Source organism: Streptomyces sp. R-74717, from assembly GCF_047305335.1.
GTDB lineage: Bacteria > Actinomycetota > Actinomycetes > Streptomycetales > Streptomycetaceae > Streptomyces > Streptomyces atratus.
In genome coordinates this window covers 9,411,802-9,430,651 of sequence record NZ_CP102361.1, presented here as the reverse complement: position 1 = coordinate 9,430,651, position 18,850 = coordinate 9,411,802, and the positions used below count along the sequence as shown (strand labels likewise).

General features: G+C 70.4%; 17 protein-coding genes and 1 pseudogene. 8 read left to right on the top strand and 10 right to left on the bottom strand.

Annotation, left to right across the window (positions count from 1 at the left end; all coding sequences use genetic code 11):
• Window positions 1-14: 14 nt before the first annotated feature.
• Complete coding sequence (locus NRF20_RS42580) at window positions 15-176, top strand: hypothetical protein (protein WP_398633483.1); 162 nt, start codon at window positions 15-17, stop codon at window positions 174-176.
• A gap of 82 nt (window positions 177-258) precedes the next feature.
• Here the strand turns inward: NRF20_RS42580 and NRF20_RS42575 are convergent, their stop codons facing one another.
• Together NRF20_RS42575 and NRF20_RS42570 are read right to left on the bottom strand one after the other, a co-directional pair.
• Entirely contained in the window at window positions 259-1,173 is a 915-nt protein-coding gene (locus NRF20_RS42575; RefSeq protein WP_398633482.1) for a terpene synthase family protein, read from the bottom strand.
• 83 nt (window positions 1,174-1,256) lie between these two features.
• Window positions 1,257-1,877 carry a hypothetical protein gene (locus NRF20_RS42570; protein ID WP_413754287.1) on the bottom strand — a complete coding sequence of 207 codons (621 nt, stop codon included), beginning with the start codon at window positions 1,875-1,877 and terminating at the stop codon, window positions 1,257-1,259.
• A gap of 822 nt (window positions 1,878-2,699) precedes the next feature.
• Between NRF20_RS42570 and NRF20_RS42565 the strand changes: the two genes are divergently transcribed.
• Window positions 2,700-3,173 carry a carboxymuconolactone decarboxylase family protein gene (locus tag NRF20_RS42565; RefSeq protein ID WP_398633480.1) on the top strand — a complete coding sequence of 158 codons (474 nt, stop codon included), beginning with the start codon at window positions 2,700-2,702 and terminating at the stop codon, window positions 3,171-3,173.
• Between the two features lie 465 nt (window positions 3,174-3,638).
• Here NRF20_RS42565 and NRF20_RS42560 read toward each other — a convergent pair whose 3' ends face one another.
• Together NRF20_RS42560 and NRF20_RS42555 are read right to left on the bottom strand one after the other, a co-directional pair.
• The gene (locus NRF20_RS42560; protein ID WP_398633479.1) at window positions 3,639-4,004 is read right to left on the bottom strand and encodes a VOC family protein; all 366 of its coding nucleotides are present in this window, start codon (window positions 4,002-4,004) and stop codon (window positions 3,639-3,641) included.
• A gap of 708 nt (window positions 4,005-4,712) precedes the next feature.
• Window positions 4,713-5,120, bottom strand: coding sequence for a DUF2795 domain-containing protein (locus NRF20_RS42555; RefSeq protein WP_398633478.1), 408 nt, complete (start codon window positions 5,118-5,120; stop codon window positions 4,713-4,715).
• 1,580 nt (window positions 5,121-6,700) lie between these two features.
• On the opposite strand from NRF20_RS42555, the gene NRF20_RS42550 reads away from it, so the two are divergent.
• On the top strand, window positions 6,701-7,069 hold the full coding sequence (locus NRF20_RS42550; RefSeq protein WP_398633477.1) for a hypothetical protein: 369 nt from the start codon (window positions 6,701-6,703) through the stop codon (window positions 7,067-7,069).
• A 395-nt stretch (window positions 7,070-7,464) separates the two neighbouring features.
• Window positions 7,465-8,733, top strand: coding sequence for an APC family permease (locus tag NRF20_RS42545; RefSeq protein ID WP_413754286.1), 1,269 nt, complete (start codon window positions 7,465-7,467; stop codon window positions 8,731-8,733).
• A 670-nt stretch (window positions 8,734-9,403) separates the two neighbouring features.
• Here the strand turns inward: NRF20_RS42545 and NRF20_RS42540 are convergent.
• Entirely contained in the window at window positions 9,404-9,604 is a 201-nt protein-coding gene (locus NRF20_RS42540) for a hypothetical protein (RefSeq protein WP_398633475.1), read from the bottom strand.
• A gap of 43 nt (window positions 9,605-9,647) precedes the next feature.
• On the opposite strand from NRF20_RS42540, the pseudogene NRF20_RS42535 reads away from it, so the two are divergent.
• Window positions 9,648-9,887 (top strand): annotated as a pseudogene (locus tag NRF20_RS42535) (SUMF1/EgtB/PvdO family nonheme iron enzyme); the annotation flags it as partial.
• 65 nt (window positions 9,888-9,952) lie between these two features.
• Here the strand turns inward: NRF20_RS42535 and NRF20_RS42530 are convergent.
• The 5 genes from NRF20_RS42530 to NRF20_RS42510 are packed head-to-tail and all read right to left on the bottom strand — an operon-like array spanning window position 9,953 to window position 15,254.
• Window positions 9,953-10,900 (bottom strand): oligopeptide/dipeptide ABC transporter ATP-binding protein, encoded by a 948-nt coding sequence (locus NRF20_RS42530; RefSeq protein ID WP_413754285.1) that lies wholly within the window; start codon window positions 10,898-10,900, stop codon window positions 9,953-9,955.
• On the bottom strand, window positions 10,897-11,892 hold the full coding sequence (locus tag NRF20_RS42525) for an ABC transporter ATP-binding protein (RefSeq protein WP_398633473.1): 996 nt from the start codon (window positions 11,890-11,892) through the stop codon (window positions 10,897-10,899). Before NRF20_RS42525 ends, NRF20_RS42530 begins: the two co-directional genes overlap by 4 nt.
• On the bottom strand, window positions 11,889-12,755 hold the full coding sequence (locus tag NRF20_RS42520) for an ABC transporter permease (protein ID WP_398633472.1): 867 nt from the start codon (window positions 12,753-12,755) through the stop codon (window positions 11,889-11,891). The genes NRF20_RS42525 and NRF20_RS42520 overlap by 4 nt, the downstream gene beginning before the upstream one ends.
• Window positions 12,742-13,701: an ABC transporter permease gene (locus tag NRF20_RS42515; protein WP_398633471.1), complete on the bottom strand. Its 960-nt coding sequence runs from the start codon at window positions 13,699-13,701 to the stop codon at window positions 12,742-12,744. The genes NRF20_RS42520 and NRF20_RS42515 overlap by 14 nt, the downstream gene beginning before the upstream one ends.
• A complete protein-coding gene (locus NRF20_RS42510) occupies window positions 13,698-15,254 on the bottom strand; it encodes an ABC transporter substrate-binding protein (RefSeq protein ID WP_413754284.1) in 1,557 nt (518 codons plus the stop codon). Before NRF20_RS42510 ends, NRF20_RS42515 begins: the two co-directional genes overlap by 4 nt.
• 249 nt (window positions 15,255-15,503) lie before the next feature.
• Here NRF20_RS42510 and NRF20_RS42505 point away from each other — a divergent pair, with 249 nt between their 5' ends.
• From NRF20_RS42505 to NRF20_RS42495, 3 genes are all read left to right on the top strand, one after another.
• The gene (locus tag NRF20_RS42505) at window positions 15,504-16,103 is read left to right on the top strand and encodes a TetR family transcriptional regulator (RefSeq protein WP_398633469.1); all 600 of its coding nucleotides are present in this window, start codon (window positions 15,504-15,506) and stop codon (window positions 16,101-16,103) included.
• Window positions 16,104-16,213: 110 nt separating this feature from the next.
• Window positions 16,214-16,954, top strand: a complete 741-nt coding sequence (locus NRF20_RS42500; protein WP_398633468.1) for a tyrosine-protein phosphatase — start codon at window positions 16,214-16,216, stop codon at window positions 16,952-16,954.
• A complete protein-coding gene (locus NRF20_RS42495) occupies window positions 16,948-18,732 on the top strand; it encodes a glycoside hydrolase family 3 protein (RefSeq protein ID WP_398633467.1) in 1,785 nt (594 codons plus the stop codon). Before NRF20_RS42500 ends, NRF20_RS42495 begins: the two co-directional genes overlap by 7 nt.
• The last annotated feature ends 118 nt before the right edge of the window (window positions 18,733-18,850 follow it).

Genomic DNA, 18,850 nt, shown 5'->3' with positions numbered 1-18,850 from the left:
CGGGAGCGAGCTCCTTGGTAACGCTGACCGTGCCGTATCACGAGCGCCAGGGTGAGCGCGGATTCGAGGACCCGACTGCGGCAGGCATCACGAACGGCACCGTCGGCTCCGACCCGATTCAGCAGTCCTGTCAGGAGTCGGCTCTGTCCAGCCGCCAGCTCGGCGGGCAAGAGTGACGTCGGCCATCTGGTGGGCAGTTGCTCGGGAGCGAGCGGTCTCATCGGCGGTACGGTCCTTCAGGGCAGGCGGGCAGAGCGGTCAGGTCAATCCAGGTGGGGTGGGCCCGCTGTGGCGGTCCGGCATCCATCGCGCTTCGAACCGCCCGGTGACGCCGAGCCAGAGCAGCGTCGCGGACACGAAAGATCCCAGCGCCCCCACGTAGCGCCGCACCGGCACCCGATCAGGGCCTGCAACCCCTTCGCCCGTAGCAAGCGCGGCAGCCAGCGTGTGAAAGAACCGCAGCCGGTCGTCTCGCATCCTCACCACACGCTCACGCGCAGCAGACAAGGAACAGCCGTGATCACGCCCCCATACGGTCACCAGATTCTCCTGCCCTGTCCGCAGGTCCTGCTCGGCCGAGACAAGGTCATTGGTCCAGCCCGCCACATCAGCCGCAGCCGAACGCAGAGTCGTCAACCTGGTGTCCCCGCCAGGCAGATCCGGCCACGGAGCGCCGGCGGTGCACTCCACGATGTCCGCCATCGGCAATGCGGTAATGGTCCGGCGGCGCAGCGCAAGGTAGTCGCTGAGCGCCGGCCGACCCCTCTCGTTGCGGCCTACGGCCTCTTCACACGTGGCCAGGGCGAAATCGCGGTAGTCGGCGACGAAGCGCTCCCGCCACTGCGGTGGCATACGCGGAGCCGTACGCCGCCACAAGTCGCCCAACGCCGCCGCGGCCCCACTGCGCACGTCAGCGGTACCGCCCGCGGTGAGAACTCCCAGCAGCCGGTCGAACAGCGCACGGACCTCATCGGGCTGGGAACCGAGCCCACTACGGTCGAATCGATCGTCGATCAGGCAGATGAACGCAGCCCACTGCGCCGTCAGATCCCGGTCCGCTGCATCGGCCCCCGGCACGACGAGAGAGGCGAACTCGTCCAGCCGCATGGCAGCCAGACGTTCCTCCTCGCCGGCGTCGACGACCAGACGCAGATCCCGAGCCCATGCCAGCACCGGACCGCTCCCCTTACGACCGCGCACGTCAGCCGAAACCCCCGCACCTGCCAAGCCCGAGCCGACGCCTCCTACCACGGCGCTCAGCTGAAGGCCGGAACAACATCGACACGGCCCGCGACTGTGGCCGGGATGTCTCCGCCGGGCACCGGCGGCGCACCGAACGCCTCGGTGAAGACAGCCGCACCGTCTGCGGTGAGCACGGTGCCCAAAGGCTTCGCTTCGACAGAGCCGGAGGAGTTGAGGGACGGCATGGTGACCGCGATGTCCTTCATGTCGATCGAATGGGTGGAGAGCTCGACAGACCGTGCTGCTTCGCCTCCGACCGCTGCTTCCACAGTCATCGTCTGCTGCGCCAGATCACCATGAGCCTGACTGAGACGCAGACTGCGTCCATCCGATGCCCGGGTGAAGGAGACATCGCCATCCGACGCCCACGATCCTGATGAAACATCGAGGCTGATGCTGCCCTTCATCGGCCACTGCACGCACGGCGTCGCCCCCGACGAGTCGAGCGCAGCCGGGGCTCCGGCCGATACCACAACACCGTCCGCCGCCAAGTGCTGTGCAGCAGCCGGAGACAAGCACCAGGTGACCACCCCGGCAACGGGCAACTCGGCACCCGCGGCCACGGCGACGACCGCTGTCGAAGCAACGGCGGACGCTGACACAAGAGCAGTGGCGAGCACCGCACGACGCCGCATGGGGGAACCTTTCATCGATGGCCCACCAGCATGGAGGCTGACCACAATCCCCCCATGGGAAGTGACGTTTCCGCTGGTCAAATTCACCCGGATGCGCGTGATCAACTCCAAGCGAGCCAGTCGGCACGTACGCACGGGCCGGTCCTGTTCGTTGTCGACCCGATCCGGCTCCACGGGCCCTCGACGGGCGCACGGGCAACTCCCCCTCCGACGCGAGTGTGCTCGGCCTGCGCTCCACCTCAGGGACCACGCCCTTCCACCGTCCTGCACACACAGGCCTGGCAGGCACACGGCATCGCGGCCAACCTGCATGGCTTCAGTGAGGACGCGGTGACCTCGCTGCCGGTGCTGGGCGGGTTGCTGTTGCTCGCCCTGTACGACGGGGCCGAGGCCCTCCTCAAGCCGGTCTTCGGCACCCTCCCAGACCGCATCGGTGCCCGGACTCAACCCGGCCGTCAAGCATGGCCGGGTGTACGGCAGTTACGGCTTCTGCAAATCCATCGGCTGCCCCCTCGGCCCGCTGGTGGGAGGGGTCCTGGTCCGGGCCGGCGGGCTGTCTCCTGCTCTTCCCCGTCGTGGCGGTGCTCTGCGCTGCCGTCGCGGCCTGGGCCGCGGAAAGGTTCCCGCGCCTGGATTCGGGCCAGAAGAGGCGCCGGCGATCGTGCTGAGCCGGGCGACGCCTCGGCAGCGGTCCTGAACTTCGTCGTGGGTGGTCCCCTGCCGCGGTGCGAGAGGCGAGACGCACGTCACATTCGTTCCTGTCACATCTTGCCGAGCTGTTCCGTCAAGGAGGTGTAACCACCATCAAGCAAGGAGTGCACCATGGATGCTCGCTTGAACCTCCTCGGCAACCCGGTCGCAGCCAAGTCCCTGAGGCACGTCATCTCGGCGGGCAAGGTCATCTCGGACTCGACGCTACCGGCAGCGACGCAGGAGCTGGTGAAGATCCGCGCCAGTCAGATCAACGGCTGCGGCTTCTGCACCGACATGCACACCAAGGACGCCGCGCACGCCGGGGAGACCTCGACGCGCCTCAACCTGGTCGCGGCCTGGCGGGAAGCCAAGGTGTTCACCGATGCCGAGCGCGCCGCTCTGGAGCTGACGGAGCAGGGCACCCGCATCGCCGACGCGGCCGGTGGCGTCACTGACGAGGTCTGGGTGAATGCCGCCAAGCACTACGACGAGGACCAGCTCGCCGCCTTGGTATCGCTCATCGCCCTCATCAACGCCTTCAACCGCGTGAACGTCATCGTCCAGCAGCCCGCCGGCGACTACCAGCCGGGCCAGTTCGCATAACGAGCAGTACCTGGCCGGGGGTCGCCGGTGCCGTCTCGCACCGGCAGCGCACGCCCCGGGCACCTCTCGCCGGAGCCCGGGGCGCTGTTCTGGTACGCCCGGGTCCGACTGATCCAAATGAGTCGGACCCGGGGCGGATGGAATCGCCACAGTCTCCGGCCGCTGATCGCGTCGCGCGTCGGGCCGGTTCGTCTCGTTGGTCAGTCACTGTCACCTGAACGCCCGGCTCGTACACGGAAGTGAGCCGCTGCGCGAGCACGCCCTCCAGTCCGGCGGTCCGGGGCTTCTCCATGGCCTGCGCACCCCATCGGGGACTGCAGCAGGTCGAAGTCGCTCCGTCCCTCGCTGTCGACCGCGACGATCTCACTGCCCAGAATTGCGGGCCCGCCGAACACAGGCCCAGGCACTGCCAGTTCCGGGCAGACGGCGGCGATGTCCGCACCGGACCGGGCCCGCAGGGGCACGTCAGCCTCTGGTCAGGCAGAAGGGGTGCCCGGCCGGGTCGGTGAGGATCCGCCACCTGTCTCCGTCCGGTTGGTGCTCCGGCTTGGTCGCGCCCGCCTCCAGTAGCAGGGCCTCGGTCTCGTCGAGGTCGTCGACCTCGAAGTCGAGATGGACCTGTTGTGGCACGGTTTGGCCAGGCCAGTGCGGAGCCTGGTAGTCATCGACCCGTTGGAAGCCGATAAAGAGCCCGTCGCCGGTGAGGCCGGCGAAGTCACCGTCGGATTGCGGGTGAAGTTCGAGCCCGGTGGCCTGCCGATAGAACGCGGCCAGCGCCTCGGGATCGGCGCAGTCGAGTGTTATCGCCGTTAGCTTCATCTGCGGGGGCATGGCAACTCCGTGACAGCCATCATGCTGTGGGTTCGACTCGTATGGCGTCACACCGTAGTGATCAGCTCCACGCTTCGCGACCTGATTTACGTCAACGCCGAGCCGCAGCGCAGAGTGAAAGCCCCACAGCTACGCAAGATGCGGCGGAGCGCCGGGGCGGAGAAGCCTGCATCCGCTGCTCCCCCTGCGCCCGGACCAGGCCCAACGGGCGCGACTGGCCGACATATACGACAGCCTGATCGCCAGCATCGCCGAATCGGAGCGCGAAGGCCGGCTCGGCGCCCATGCGCAGTGTGTTCGTGTTCCCCGCAGGTGAAAGAGCTGAGACCGTCGCCTCACTCGATCGGCGCCTGCCCCAGCAGCGCGATCCTGATGCCACCGGTCCACAACGGCCGCCGCATACGTATCCCCAGGCCCCCTGGCGGTGAGGGCCGGGAAGCGGACCGGAGCGCCGGGGAAGGGTGCCGACCCCGCGCAGGGATCGGGGCGCAACCGGACCACCGCCCGTAACCCGATCCTCACGCGGAGCGGGTGTGATCGCATACGGAGACACAGCGCACCACAGCAGGCAGAGCGCCGTATCCGGACGGCATAGCCTGCAGGCCACGGCGCTGTCCTTGGTGAGCAGGGTCCGCTGCCTGATCGCGAGAGTTGGCCGCGCACACGTGAGCGCTTCGTCCGTGCACGGCAGAACTGCCCCGGCGAGGTTCAGACGCGTGGCCGGTAGCCCAGTGCTCTTGTGATCTCTCCGGCGTTCGCATACCGGTCGTCCGTAGGAAGTTCTCGCACCGCGTCCATCAGCGCGTCCGGAGCGTACGAGCCGGAAAGAGTGCGCAGGAGGGACGCGCGATCCGCAGGGAAGACCGTGCGGCTCAGGCGACGCGCGAGTTCGGCTCTGAGCTCCTCGGCCTCGGCCTCGGCGCGCGCCCGCTCTCGTTCCTCACCGGGTGGGGGGACGGGGCCGCCCGGGTCAACGCGCACGTCGTCGTCGGCGGGAGGCTCGGGGTCGTACGCCTCGCTTACGCGGGTGATGTGGCCGGACCGCAGGAATCCCTGCAGTTCGTGCTTGCGCTGATCGTCCTCATGAGGGCTGAGACGGCTGCTTCCTCGCTCCATGGCGGGAACACCTCCTTGCCGGTCGGGTGTGCATCCGCCCGGTCAGTTGTTGGACAGCGCTTCGAGCAAGTCCCGGACGGCCGGGGCGCGTACTCCACGATGTCCTCGCTCCCGCGAAATCCCTGGAGCACCGTCCCCGGCCGTCCGCGGGGCGGACGCGAGCGACTGGTCGGGCAGACGGCAGTCAATTCCACCCAACTGCGCGGCCTGTACGGCCAAGGCCGCCCCGTTTCCCGTTCCCGGGTCCAGCACAGCCACCCTTCCAGGTTCCCTTCTGAAGACTCCGGTCGCCTCTCGAGACGACCCGCCTGCGCTCCTGGCGGGGCAGGCTGCGGCTGTTCAGTGCTGAGCGGCTGGTCGTATTCGATGGGTGGGCCGCTTCCGTGCGGGCGGAACGTGGGCAGACACACGAGAATGCAGATGTGCGCCATGTCACTCCGGGTACCCTGCCCACAAGCTGGACGCGCCTGGCCCGAAAGCTTCTTCTCAACGTTCATCCAGAAGTTCGGTGGCGCACAACGCAAGGACGAGAGCGATGACCACAGAACCCTCCCCTGAAGGTCCGGGGCCCGTCCCCAGCAAGCCGGATCCAGTGCCACACGACCCGCAATCGCCGTCCGTACCAGGTCCAGGTCCCGGCGAACCCGAGCCCCAGCCGGACGCGGAACCGACCCCTGCGCCGGGTCCGGGATCCCGCCCCGTCCCCGAGCCACCCGACTGACCAGAGCGCTCCTGCCTGAGGGCGCAGGGGCGCGCATGTTGAAAAGTCACGCATTCGGTAGGGCACGGACCTGGATGATCACGCTCAGTCATCACTGGAGGGGTCGCCTTGAGGACGAGCCGGCGGATTGCGGAAACCCTGCCGCGTCGAGGACGGAGCCCGCTTCCATGCACACCCGCGACGAGGCTCCAAAACGGCTGACCGTGGCAACATCCATGCCCGTGGCCCCCACATCAGCGAGCCGGATCCCACGCGCCGCCATGTGACCGGGGATCCGGCCGCCCTCTGCCGCATGACCGCTCATCAAGTACGGCAGGTATCCATCGAAACCCAACCGAACGCGTCTGTCCAGCAGCGATGACCTGGCCTTCGCAGCAGGTACTCCGGAGGCCGCAGACTCCGCCGAGACCCGGGACAGTGACTGCAACAGAAAATTTCAGCAGAAGACCGAAGGGACACGTAGGGGGCAGACCTTGCAGGACATCAAACCCGGAATCCCGCAGCCGAGCAGTCCTGGTGCCGGCCGCCGCGGCCGTGGCCGCCTTCGCGTCCTGGCCGGCCCTGCGGACGACGGGATGGGAGCCGTCGGACATGCCCGTGGTGGGACCTGCGGTCCGGGAGCAGCGGAAGCTGAGAAGCCTTCGATGCCGGATCGATGTGTCATGGCCGTGCATGGCTGAGCCCGGCAAAGCGCCCCGCCTGCCTGCGGGGTCAGTCTTCAGGAATCGCGACGGGTGACCGTCTCAGGAGTGTCGTGCGAAGGAAAATCCGATAGCGCGATGCAGACCTGGAACGGGACCGAAGCATTGCCAGGCACCAGGCCACGCCGACCCTGCAGCACCGCAAAGAGGGAGAGGACATGGCGCGGGTGGTAGTCGAGGGCACCGATATCGTCGTACGTCTGTCCTGGCGGGAGAAGGCGGCGGCACGCCACCGCGATGTGCGGGTTCCGGTGTCGGCGCTGCGCCGGCTCTATATCGAGCCCGACTGGTGGCGTGCGCTTCGCGGTGGGTGCGGTCGGGGCACCTGGATTCCCGGACGGTTGTGCGCGGGCATCCGGCATCTCCAGGAGGGACAGGACTTCGCGTGGGTACGGGCCGGCCGGCCGGTGCTGTGTGTGGAACTGCGCCGGGGTGCGCCGTTCAGCCGGCTGGCGATCTCCGTCCCCGACCCCGAGGAGGCGATACGAGCTCTGCTGCCGCTGGTCCCACGGGATCGGCTGGGATGAAGGTGAGCGGGTGAGCGCGTTCCTGTTCCCAGATGTCGGACATCGAGTGGGCGAGGCACTCGTCGCCGGCCAAGAGCTGGGCGACGTATGTCTTGGTGCTGCCACGCGAAGCGGGCCCTTGGGTGCTGGCGTCGTGTTCCACAGCGTGCCCCTGCTCGACCCGGCGCCCGAGCAGCCGAAGTCTGCGACGTCTCTCGAGAGCGCCGCGAGCATGCGCTGCGAATTCACGCAGCTCAAAAGCGGTCGGAGAGACCTTGGCCAGTCCAACACCTGTGGTGCACGGACCGCGTTCCGCGATTCGCGGGCAGCGTCACCTGCTCGACACCTTGTTCCTATACCGTGCGCCGATATCCGAGTCCGTAATGGCTCGTGGGGCCGTGGTCGAGGAGCGAGCGATGGGGGCAACGTCGGCGTCTACCGAAGCGGGGAAGCTCGGGCGGCATCTGGGTGTGTTCGACGCCGTGGTGATCGGGCTCGGGTCGATGATCGGCGCGGGGATTTTCGCCGCGCTCGCCCCGGCTGCCGGTGTGGCCGGCTCCGGACTGCTGCTGGGTCTGACGCTGGCCGCGGTGGTGGCGTACTGCAACGCCACATCCTCCGCCCGCCTGGCCGCCCGCTACCCGCAGTCGGGGGGTACGTACGTCTACGGTCGCGAGCGGCTCGGGGACTTCTGGGGCTACCTGGCCGGCTGGGGCTTCGTGGTCGGCAAGACCGCCTCCTGTGCAGCGATGGCCCTCACCGTCGGCTCGTACGTGTGGCCGGGGCAAGCGCACACAGTCGCGGTTGCCGCGGTGGTGGCGCTGACCGCAGTGAACTACGTCGGCGTGCAGAAGTCCGCGTGGCTGACGCGCGGGATCGTCGCGGTCGTCCTGGCCATGCTCGCCACCGTGGTCGCCGCCTGTGTGTGCGGCGGCGCGTCCGATACCTCGCGGCTGAACGTGGAGGCGGACGCCACCTTCGGCGGGGTGCTGCAGGCGGCCGGGCTGCTGTTCTTCGCCTTCGCCGGCTACGCGCGCATCGCCACTCTGGGCGAGGAGGTCCGGGACCCCCGGCGGACCATCCCCCGCGCGATCCCGACCGCACTCGGCATCACCCTGGTGGTGTACACGGCCGTCGCCGTGTCCGTGCTCGCGGTGCTCGGTCCGGACCGGCTCGCCCACACCGCCGCCCCGCTCGCCGAGGCCGTACGTGCCGCGGGCGTCCCCGGGCTTGCCCCGGTGGTGCGGGTCGGGGCGGCCGTCGCGGCGCTCGGCTCACTGCTCGCGCTGATCCTCGGTGTCTCGCGCACCACTCTGGCGATGGCCCGCGACCGGCACCTGCCGCACGCCCTGGCCGCCGTCCACCCCCGGTTCCAGGTCCCGCACCGCGCCGAGCTCGCGGTCGGGGCCCTCGTCGCCGTCCTGGCCGCCACCACGGACGTGCGGGGCGCGATCGGCTTCTCCTCCTTCGGCGTGCTGGCCTACTACGCCATCGCCAACGCCTCCGCCTGGACCTTGCCCCCCTCCGAGGGCCGCCCCGCCCGGATCGTGCCGATCGTCGGGACAGTCGGCTGCCTGGTCCTGGCGTTCGCCCTCCCACTCGCCTCGGTGCTGTGGGGGGCCGCGCTGATCACGGCCGGTGCCGCCGCCTACGGTCTGCGAAAGGCCCTCGCCCGCCGCGCCTGAGCGGCGGGCAGGTTTCGGGCGGGGCCGGTCCTCGGTGGGCAGGACCTCGCGGGCCGGCTCCGCCAGCGCGCGCCGGTCCTCGGCCGGCGCTGTCCACCCCGCCTCGGTCGCCCGGTAGACGCGGCGGGCGCGAGCGCGAATCCGGTCGTGGATGCCCGCGCAGATCGAGGCGTTCACCTCGCCCCGGATCTTCGAGGCCATCGCGCGAAGATGGAGAACGCCGGCAGCTCCAGCCCGGCCTCCACCGCCTTCTCCAGCGAGATGTCGATCAGGTCCGCCAGGCGGTTCTTCGCCCGCTGACTCCCTGCGGATCGACTGCTCGGCGATCCTGCGGGCCTCCGCCTGGTCACAGACCACGCCGACCCACTGCCTGACCGGCCCCCGGTGACGTTGAGCCGAACGGGTGACGGGCTGGGCGGTCAGGGCTTCAAGATCATGCCATGGTCCCCTTTTGGGCTTGCCTCGGCGATACCCCGAGATGGCGCCGAAATGCAGGACTCAGACGAGGTAGCCGATCACCGGTGGTCTGTCACCGTGTCTTCCACGTTCTCTTGGCCTGACCGGAGTCAGGTTGATCACCGGCATGACGAGTACGGAATTCGGACGCTCACCGTGAGCCACCCTTCCGGGCCGCGAGCGTCGTTCGTCGGCCTGGTGTCCTGTCCTGGTGTCAGTGGTCCTGGGGGCTGCTGCGCTCCGGCTCCTCCAGGTATTCGGGGCAGTCGGGGTTGTGGCAGGGGCCCGGGCCCCGCACGGGCACGAAGACTCCGAGAGTCTTGTGCCGCCTCATGATGGTGGGGTCCACGGGGTGCTTGCAAACCGGGCACACAAGCAGCCCCTGGGGACCGGTCTCATGCTCAACTTTGCTCATTCTTCAACGATAGGCCGTGTGATCGGAGAAGGAGACAGGCTACGTGCCGCTCGTCGTGCGGGGGTGGTGTGGCGTCGAAGGGGCCGCCCGGAACCGCTCCGAGGGCCCCAGCAGTGACATCGCCGACCGCGGGGCCCACCCGGTCGTCCACGTCTCGTGGAGCGACGCCGGGGCTTTCGCCGCGTGGTCCGGCAAACGTCCGTCCACAGAGGCCTGGTGGAAGTCCGCGGCGCGCCGGGCCTGGAGCAGATGTGGTCGACGCCCCACCCGCCGGGCGAGCCGTCGGCCAACGCGAAGGGTCCCTCGACCGGCACCGCCGAAGGGGCCGGCCCACCGCTCGCGCGCTGCTCAGGAGATCAACGGCCGGTGGCACGCGGCTGTGCGGCCCGGGGCCACCTCACGCATCGCGGGTGCCTCTGCTGAGCAGCGGGCGTCGGCGAGTGGGCAGCGGGTTCGGAAGCGGCAGCCGGAGGGCGGGGCCAGCGGGGACGGCGGGTCGGCGGGGAGCAGGCCGGTGTCGCCGAGGGGGCGGCCGGGTTCGGGGACGGCGGCGAGCAGGGCGGCGGTGTAGGGGTGGGCGGGGGCGGCGAGCACCTCCTCCGTTGGGCCCTGTTCACAGAGCCGGCCGAGTTGGAGCACGGCGACGTCGTCGCTGACCGCCCGCACCACGCCGAGGTCGTGCGAGATGAACAGGCTTGCCAGGCCGCGTTCCTCGGTGAGCCGACGAAGCAGGTTGAGCACGGTGGCCTGGGCGGAGACGTCCAGTGCGGAGACCGCTTCGTCAGCGTTCAGTACGCGGGGTTCTGCGGCGAGCGCCCGGGCAATGGCGACCCGCTGGGCCTGACCACCGGAGAGCTGGCCGGGGCGGCGGTCGCCGAACAGGGCGGGCGGGAGGCCCACCGCGTCCAGTTGTCGTTCCACGACGGCCGCGCGGTCACGCGCCGGATCCGGGTGGGCGTCGAGCGGTTCGGCAACCAGATCGCTGACCCGGCGGCGTGGGTTGAGTGACGAGAGCGGGTCCTGGAAGACCATCTGCATTCGGGGACGCAGCGCGCGCAGGGCGCGGGGTGTGAGTGTGGCGAGGTCGGTGCCGTCGAGGGTGACGGTGCCGGCAGTGGGCGGGGGCAGGCGCAGCAGGGCCTTGGCGATGCTGCTCTTGCCGGAGCCGGACTCGCCGACCAGAGCGAGGGTGCGGCGCTCGCGCAGGGTCAGGTCGACCTCGCTGACGGCGTGCAGTGGCCCGGATCGGGTGCGGTGGACCACGGAGAGTCCGGTGGCGTGCAGGACGGCGGTCATGCGGCGTTCTCCGACATGGTCAGGGGGAAGTGGCAGCTGGCGGTGTGCCCGGGACCGGCCAGGTGGACGGCGGCCGCCGCCGTGGTGCAGACGGCCTGGGCGCGTTCGCAGCGCGGTGCGAACGGGCAGCCCGCGGCTGGGTGGGAGAGGTCCGGTGGCGAGCCGGGGATGGCAGGCAGGGTGCGCCTCAGTGGTCCGGTGACGCGAGGAACGGAGCGCAGCAGCGCGGCGGTGTACGGGTGGGCGGGGCGTTCGGTGACCACCTCGGTGGGTCCGGTCTCGACGATTCGGCCGCCGTACATGACCGCGATCCGCCGGGCCCGCCCGTAGAGCAGGCCGATGTCGTGGGTGATCAGCAGGGTGGCCAGGCCGCGGGTCTCACGGTGGCGGTCGAGCAGGTCGAGGACGGTGCGCTGGACGGTGACGTCGAGGGCGGTGGTGGGTTCGTCGGCGAGCAGCAGGGCGGGGGAACCGGCCAGGGCTGCCGCGATACCGGCGCGCTGGCGCAGACCGCCGGAGAGCTCATGCGGGTAGGCGCGGGCCCGCCGGGCCGGGTCGGGGACGTCGACGGCTGCGAGGAGTTCGGTGGCGGTCTCGCGGCGGGCGCGGCGTGAGAGCCGGCGCCGGTTGGTGATCGATTCGGTGATCTGGTCGGCGATCCGGATGACGGGGTTGAGCGAGGTCATCGGGTCCTGGTGGACCATCGCGATGCCATTGCCGAGGAGTTCGGCGCGTCGGTCGGGAGTGGCGGCGAGCAGTTCCTCGCCCTGAAACAGAATCTGCCCGGTGGTGGCGACCGGGGTGGTGCGGGGGTGAACGCCGAGGACGGTGCGGGCGAGGACGGACTTGCCGGAGCCGGACTCGCCGACCACGCCGAGGCATTCGCCGGCGTCGATGGTGAGGTTGATGCCGTGCAGGATGTGCAACGAGCGGCCGTCGGGGGTGTCCAGGGTGGTGTCGAGCGAGCGGACGTCCAGCACCGGGGCGGTCATGCGCGTACTCCCTTCGGCGCGGGCGAACGCAGCTGTTCGCCGAGGTAGTTGAGGGCGAGGACGGTCAGGCAGAGCACGGCGGCGGGGGCGAGTGAGATCCAGGGCGCGCTGCCGAGGGTGGTACGGCCCTCGGCGATGACGCCGCCCCAGGACGGTTCCGGCGGACGCAGCCCGAAGCCGAGGAAGCTGAGCGATCCCTCGGCGACGATGGCGACCGTGGTCGCCGTGAAGGCGAAGGTGAGTGAGGCCGGTGCGACGTGCGGGACGATCTCGCGGCGCAGGATGCGCAGCGGGGCGGTGCCGATCATGCGGGCGGCCTGCACGAAGCCGCGCTCGCTGAGCGCGAGAACGACCGCCCGGACCACGCGGGTGAAGTGCGGGACGGTGAACAGGCCGATCAATGCGCCGATCACGGGCAGGCTGGGGCCGCGCAGGGACACCACGATCATCACCAGGATCAGCGTGGGTACGGACATCAGCAGGTCGGTGGCGAAGCCGATGACCTTGTCGACCGGGCCGCGGAACCAGCCGGCGGCGAGGCCGAGTGCTCCGCCCCCGATGAGGCCGACGCCGATGGTCAGCGCGGCGACCGCGAAGGAGGCGCGAGCGCCGGCGGCGGTGCGCTGGAGGACGTCGCGGCCGGAGGCGTCGGTGCCCAGCCAGTGGCCCGGGCCGGGCGGGGCGGAGGGGGCGGTGAAATCTCCGTGCAGCGGGTCGAATCCGGGCAGCAGCGGCAGCACCAGCGCGGCGAGTGCGACCACGCCGAGCCAGGCGCCTGCAGCGAGGACGCCGGCCGGAGGCTGCCGCCGGGCCGGACGGGCGGTGCCGGCGGGCTTCGCCAGGGTGGTGTCAGCGGTGGTCATGGGCGATCCTCGGGTCGAGCTTGCGGTACAGCAGGTCCACCGCGAGGGTGGCGGCGACGACGGCGGCGGCGCTGACCACCGTGACGGCCTGGATGACGGGAAAGTCGCGGGCGTTGATGGAGCCCGCGGCGAGGCTTCCGACACCCGGTACCCCGAACAGCGTTTCCACCAGCACCGAGCCGCCCAGCGACGTCCCGATGCCGATCCCGATCAGGGTGACCAACGGCAGCGAGGACGGCCGAAGTGCGCGCCGCAGCAGCAGCCGCGTGGTGCCCATGCCGCGGCTGCGGGCAGCGGCGACGTACGTCTGGTCGAGGGTGTCGAGCAGTTGGCCGCGCAGGGTGCGGGTGAAGACGGCGGCCTCGGTGAGGCCGAGGGTGAGTGCGGGCAGCACCAGGTGCCTCAGGTTTTCCACCGGGTCCTCGGTGAACGGCGTCCAGCCGGTGGCGGGCAGGATCCGCAGCTGGACGGCGGCGATCCAGATCAGCAACAGGCCGAGCACGAAGCCGGGTACGGCGAGCCAGACGAACGCCCCCGCGGTGGCGATCCGGTCCACCGGTCCGCCGGGCCGCCAGGCCGACAGCAGGGCCACCGGCAGGGCCAGGCAGAGCGCCACCAGCTGGGCGGCGACGAAGAGTTCGAGTGTGACCGGGATCCGGTCGGCCAGCTCGGTGGTGACCGGGGCGCCGGTGCTCAGCGAGTGCCCGAGGTTGCCGTGCAGGGCGTCGCCGAGCCAGCGCCAGGTGGCGGCGAGCACGTTCTCGTCCAGCCCCAGCTTCGCCTCGTACGCGGTGACCTGCTCGGGGGTGGCGGTGGGCCCGAGCGCGGCGAGCGCAGGGGATCCGGGCATCAGGTGCGGAAGGGTGAGCGCGGCGAGGGTGACCAGCAGCAGGACGGCGGCCGCGCGGCCGAGCCGCCCGGCGGCGCCGAGAATCCGGGACGTCACTTCTTCACCCACAGGCCGGCCGGGGAGACGTTGACGACGGTCCGCCTGGACAGGTCGGGCAGTCCGCCGATCTCGGCGGAGGCGAGGAAACCGGCCGGATTCTCGGCGAGGAAGAGCATCGGGGCATCCGCGACGATCGCCTTGGCGGCCTCGTTGTAGGCGGCGCCGCGCTTGGCGGCATCCAGCTCGGCGCGTCCGGCCGCGATCGCCTGCTCGGCCTCCGGCTTGCTGTAGCCGGTGAAGTTGTAAGGCGAGTTGGTGGTGTAGAGGCTGTTCAGCGCGGAGTCGGTGTCACCGAACATGCTCGTGACGAAATCCATCACCTGGAACTTGCGCTGAAACATCGCGGTGCCCAGGCCTGCGGCGTCCATTGGCTTGATGGTCATCTTCACCCCGACCTCCGCGAACATCTGCTGGAGCACGGTGGCTCGCTGCTGGGCCTCGGGGCGGTTGTCGACCAGGTAGTCGAAGGAGAGGTCCGGGTGGCCGGCCTCTGCGAGCAGGGTGCGGGCCTTCGCCGGGTCGTGGGCCGGGTAGGTGTTCGCGGCGTGGTACGGGGAGCGGGAGCCGATCGGGCCGTCGGAGACCGTTCCCTGGCCGAGGAAGACGACCTTCTCCACGGCCTCGCAGTCGACGGCGTACTGGAGCGCCTGGCGCACACGGGGGTCGTCGAAAGGTGCGGCCTTGGTGTTGAACAGGACGGTGGAGGTGGAGCCGGGCCCGGTGGCGGTGCGCAGGCCGTCGCCGGCGGCCTGCTTGAACTGGGCTGGGGTCTCGGTCCAGATCAGGTCGGCATCGCCGGAGCGCAGGGACTGGTAGCGGCTGTCGGAGTCCGGCAGCACCTGGTAGACGATCTTGTCGGCGTGCCCCTTGGCCCCCCAGTAGGCGGGGTTGCGCGCCACGGTGACCGAGACGCCCGGCTGGACGCTCTCCACGGTGTACGGACCGGATCCGACCGCCGCTCCCTCACCGTTGGGGGTCTCGGAGATGTAGCCGAGCGAGCGGGTGAAGAGGCCGGGGAAGGCGGAGTTGGGTGCCTTGAGGGTGAAGTCGACGGTGGTGGGGCCGTTCGCCTTCAGCCCGCCGATGGTCGCCGCGTCGGCGGCGCAGGAGCACTTGCTCTCCGGCTTGGCAAGACGCTTCACGTGGTCGACGACCGCTTGGGCGTCCAGCGGCTTCCCGTCGCTGAACTTCACGCCCTCGCGCAGCTGAAGGGTCCAGCCGGTGGCGTCCGCGTTGGAGGTGAACGACTTGGCCAGGTAGGGCTGCACGACGCCGTTGTCGCCGTTGACCATCAGCGGGTCGTACAGCGCGTTGGCCAGGACCATCATCGGCATCGAGGTCAGTGTGCCGTCGGCCGGATCGAGCTTGGTGAACGGCCGGTCCAGACCGACCTTGAGGGTTCCGCCGTCGACCGCCGGCCCGTCGGTCGCAGCGGCCTTGGCGGGGCCACCGCCGGACACCGCGTCGTCGGACGCCGTGCAGGCTCCGGCGGTCAGGGTGACGGCGAGCGCGCAGGTCGTCGCTGCCAGAACGTGCTTGTGTCGCTTCATGGTTCCTCTGGTTCCTCGGATCACAGGGGGCGGACGGCAGCACGGGGGGCTGCCGACGCCCACACCATTTCGGAACTGGCAGTACTGCCAAAAGGCAGTTGTGCAAACTTCCCGTGATGGGCCGCCGAAGACTTGGCGCGCGCCTTGAGCGGGCCTTGCCGGGCATGGTTCGGTACTGCTCGTGGCGGCGTAGACCCACCGTCACGACAACCGCCCGGCGACGGGCACACGACGAGGAGCGGCAGACCGATGCAGGAGACGGGCCCCGTGGCGGAGCTGGGAATGCGCGACCGCAAGAAGGCGCGCACCCGCGAGACCATCCGTACGGCGGCGTTGGACCTCTTCGAGGAGCAGGGCTTCGAACGCACCACGGTCGACCAGATCTGCCGCCGGGCCGACGTCGCCCACCGCACCTTCTTCCGCTATTACGCCACCAAAGAGGCCCTGCTCTTCGGCTACGACTTCGGTCAGGTCATCCTCGGCGCTTTCGCCAAGGCACCCGCCGATCTCGGTCTTTGGGATGCGTTCGACCACGCCGTGACCATCACCGACGGCCGCCTGGAGGAGCCTGCCGATCACACCACCCGCCGCCGCCGGCTGCGTCGCCGCTTCCTGGAGGTCCGCTCCGTCCGCGACTACGCCCTGATCCTGATCGACGACTTCGGACAGCAGGCTGCGACCATCGCCGGTGAGCGACTCGGCGTCGACCCGCACACGGACCTGCGCCCCCTGGCTCTCGGCGCGATGCTCACCGGAATGATCCGGCGCCACGTGGTGATCGACTCCGGGACCGCACTGCCGACCGCCTGGAGCGAGGCGTACCGGGAAGTCCTGCGCTCCGGCCAGTGACCGACCCGGGCCGCTGCCGGGGGCCTGCGTAGCCGTTCACCTTCTCTCGCACCGCCCTCTCGTACTACCCCCTTCTCTCAAACGTCCAGATCCTCCCGAAAGGCCCTTTTATGTCCCTGGTCAATTTCCGCGACCCCATCCTCGGCACCGACCCCGAGGGCAAGCGGATCCGTCCGGGCGTGCTCTACCGCTCCGCCCAGCCCTTCCCCCACGCTGACCACACCACGCTCACCCTGCTGGGCGACCACGGCATCCGCACCGTCGTCGACCTGCGGAGCATCGCCGAGTGCGAGCCCGCCGACTGGGCCGCCGCCGAGGCCGCGGGAATCACAGTCATAGCCGCCCGGATGGATCCCGCCACCGACACCATCATGGGGGCCATGCGGACCATGACCACCGCCGCAGATCTCGGCGCCTTCTACCTCCTGCTGGCCGAACAGTCGCCCGATGCCGTCACCGCCGCGGTCGAAGCCGCCGCGCGCCCCGGTGGTGTCCTGCTGCACTGCGCCGCCGGCAAGGACCGCACCGGCCTGGTCACCGCACTGCTGCTCGACCTGCTCGGCGTGCCCGCCGAGGCGATCGTCGCCGACTACGCCCGCACCAATGAGGCCTTGCCACAGATCTTCGCCAACCTGGCAGAGCGCCACCCCGCCGCTCTCAACGACCCCGCCGCCCGCGGAGCGACCCCCACTCCGCTGCTGGCGGCTCCCGCCGAGGCGATGACCGTCTTCCTCGATCTCATTCGTACCCGTCACGGCGGCGCCGCCGCCTTCCTCACCGCCTGCGGTTCCACCGCAGACAGCCTGGCCGCCTTCCGCTCCAAGACCTTCAAGGAGGCCATCGCATGCTGACGCTGCGCCACCACGACGGCACACCGTTCCGCGACCTCAACCACAACGGCACCATGGAGCCCTACGAGGACCCCCGGCTGCCGGTCGAGGAACGTGTCGAGGACCTGGTGAGCCGGATGACCCTCGCCGAGAAGGCCGCCCTGATGTGCCACGGGCGGATGCTCGCCGGGAACGCCCGCCCGGCCCTGCCCGGTGCCACGGTCCCGTCCGGCGCCGAACTGATCACCGAACGGGGCCTCACCGCCTTCGCCATGATGGCCGTCCCCGACGCCCGCACGATGGCCGAGTGGAACAACCACGTCCAGGACCTCGCCGCAGCCGAACGTCTCGGCATCCCTGTCACCCTCTCCTCCGACCCCCGGCACGGCTTCACCGCCAACCCCGCCACCGCGCACATCGGCGGCGGCTTCAGTGCAGGCCCCGAGCCGATCGGCCTCACGGCGACCGACGACCCCGCGCTGGTCGAGGAGTACGCCGCCCTGATCGGCCGGGAACTGCGCGCCGTCGGGATTCGGGTCGCCATCCACCCGATGGCCGACCTCGCCACCGAACCGCGATGGGCCCGTATCAGCGGCACCTTCGGTGAGGACGCCGACCGCGCGTGCCGGATGATCGCCGCCTACATTCGCGGACTCCAGGGGGAGCGGATCGGGCCGGACAGCATCGCCTGCATGACCAAGCACTTCCCCGGCGGCGGCCCCCAGGCACGTGGCGAAGACTCGCACTTCGCCGCCGGCCGCCGACTCGTCTACCCCGGCGGCGAGTTCGAGCACCACCTGCGGCCCTTCGAGGCCGCCTTCGAGGCCGGCACGGCGCAGATCATGCCCGCGTACGCGATCCCCTCGGGGACGGGCCTGTCCGAGGTCGGCGCCAACTTCAACCGGGACGTCATCACCGGCCTGCTGCGCGGCCGGTACGGCTTCGACGGCGTCGTCTGCACCGACTTCAACGCCATCACCGGCAACCACATCCCCGGCATCACCACCCTGCCGCCGCGCCACTGGGGCGTCGAGGAGCTGTCGGTGGCCGAGCAGGTCGTACTGACCCTGGACGCCGGCGCCGACCAGCTCGGCGGCGAGACCGACCCCGAACTGATCCTGGACGCGGTGCGCTCCGGCGCGGTCAGCGAGGCGAGGATCGACGAGTCGGCCCGCCGCATTCTGCGCGACAAGTTCCGCCTCGGCCTCTTCGACGACCCGTACGTCGACCCGGACGCTGCCATCGAACGAGTCGGCGCTACGGCCGGCGTCGAACTCGGCCGCCGGGTCCAGCAGCGGTCACTGGTCCACCTCGCCGGGCAGCCGGTCGCCGGGCAGCGGCTGTACACAGAGGGAATCGATCCGGCCGTCGCCGCCCGCTACGGCACCGTCGTGGAGCGGGCCGAGGACGCGGACGCCGCCATCGTCCGGATCGCCGCACCGTACGAGAAGCGGGAGGGCTTCATGGAGCAGTTCTTCCACAGCGGCTCCCTGGAATTCCCGCAGGAGGAGTCGGAGCGTCTGCGCTCCCTCGCCGCCACCGTGCCCACCTGCTTCGCCGTCCACCTCGACCGCCCCGCCGTCCTCACCCCGCTCGCCGACCACGCCGCCCTCCTCATCGGCGAGTTCGGCGCCGACGACGACCTCATACTCGACGCGGCCCTCGCGAAGGCGGCGATACCCGGATCTCTTCCGTTCGACCTCCCCTCCTCCATGGCCGCCGTCGAGGCCGCCCGCGAGGACGTACCCTTCGACACCCACGCCCCGCTGTTCCGCTGCGGCCACCCGACAGCCCGGTGAGTCACGCCCCCACTGCGGGTGGCACCGCCTCGGTGCCACCCGCGGCGGGGCTGGGCTTTCCATCCCGCTCCCGGCCGCGAGGCCGACCGACCGCGCGATTCCGCCCTGCCAGAGACAC

What these genes read in the sequence shown, in the direction of transcription:
- NRF20_RS42570 (WP_413754287.1), bottom strand. Translation starts at nt 1,877, where the DNA reads ATGCGGCGTCGTGCGGTGCTCGCCACTGCTCTTGTGTCAGCGTCCGCC.
- NRF20_RS42565 (WP_398633480.1), top strand. Translation starts at nt 2,700, where the DNA reads ATGGATGCTCGCTTGAACCTCCTCGGCAACCCGGTCGCAGCCAAGTCC.
- NRF20_RS42560 (WP_398633479.1), bottom strand. Translation starts at nt 4,004, where the DNA reads ATGCCCCCGCAGATGAAGCTAACGGCGATAACACTCGACTGCGCCGAT.
- NRF20_RS42555 (WP_398633478.1), bottom strand. Translation starts at nt 5,120, where the DNA reads ATGGAGCGAGGAAGCAGCCGTCTCAGCCCTCATGAGGACGATCAGCGC.
- NRF20_RS42550 (WP_398633477.1), top strand. Translation starts at nt 6,701, where the DNA reads ATGGCGCGGGTGGTAGTCGAGGGCACCGATATCGTCGTACGTCTGTCC.
- NRF20_RS42545 (WP_413754286.1), top strand. Translation starts at nt 7,465, where the DNA reads ATGGGGGCAACGTCGGCGTCTACCGAAGCGGGGAAGCTCGGGCGGCAT.
- NRF20_RS42540 (WP_398633475.1), bottom strand. Translation starts at nt 9,604, where the DNA reads ATGAGCAAAGTTGAGCATGAGACCGGTCCCCAGGGGCTGCTTGTGTGC.
- NRF20_RS42530 (WP_413754285.1), bottom strand. Translation starts at nt 10,900, where the DNA reads ATGACCGCCGTCCTGCACGCCACCGGACTCTCCGTGGTCCACCGCACC.
- NRF20_RS42525 (WP_398633473.1), bottom strand. Translation starts at nt 11,892, where the DNA reads ATGACCGCCCCGGTGCTGGACGTCCGCTCGCTCGACACCACCCTGGAC.
- NRF20_RS42520 (WP_398633472.1), bottom strand. Translation starts at nt 12,755, where the DNA reads ATGACCACCGCTGACACCACCCTGGCGAAGCCCGCCGGCACCGCCCGT.
- NRF20_RS42510 (WP_413754284.1), bottom strand. Translation starts at nt 15,254, where the DNA reads ATGAAGCGACACAAGCACGTTCTGGCAGCGACGACCTGCGCGCTCGCC.
- NRF20_RS42505 (WP_398633469.1), top strand. Translation starts at nt 15,504, where the DNA reads ATGCAGGAGACGGGCCCCGTGGCGGAGCTGGGAATGCGCGACCGCAAG.
- NRF20_RS42500 (WP_398633468.1), top strand. Translation starts at nt 16,214, where the DNA reads ATGTCCCTGGTCAATTTCCGCGACCCCATCCTCGGCACCGACCCCGAG.
- NRF20_RS42495 (WP_398633467.1), top strand. Translation starts at nt 16,948, where the DNA reads ATGCTGACGCTGCGCCACCACGACGGCACACCGTTCCGCGACCTCAAC.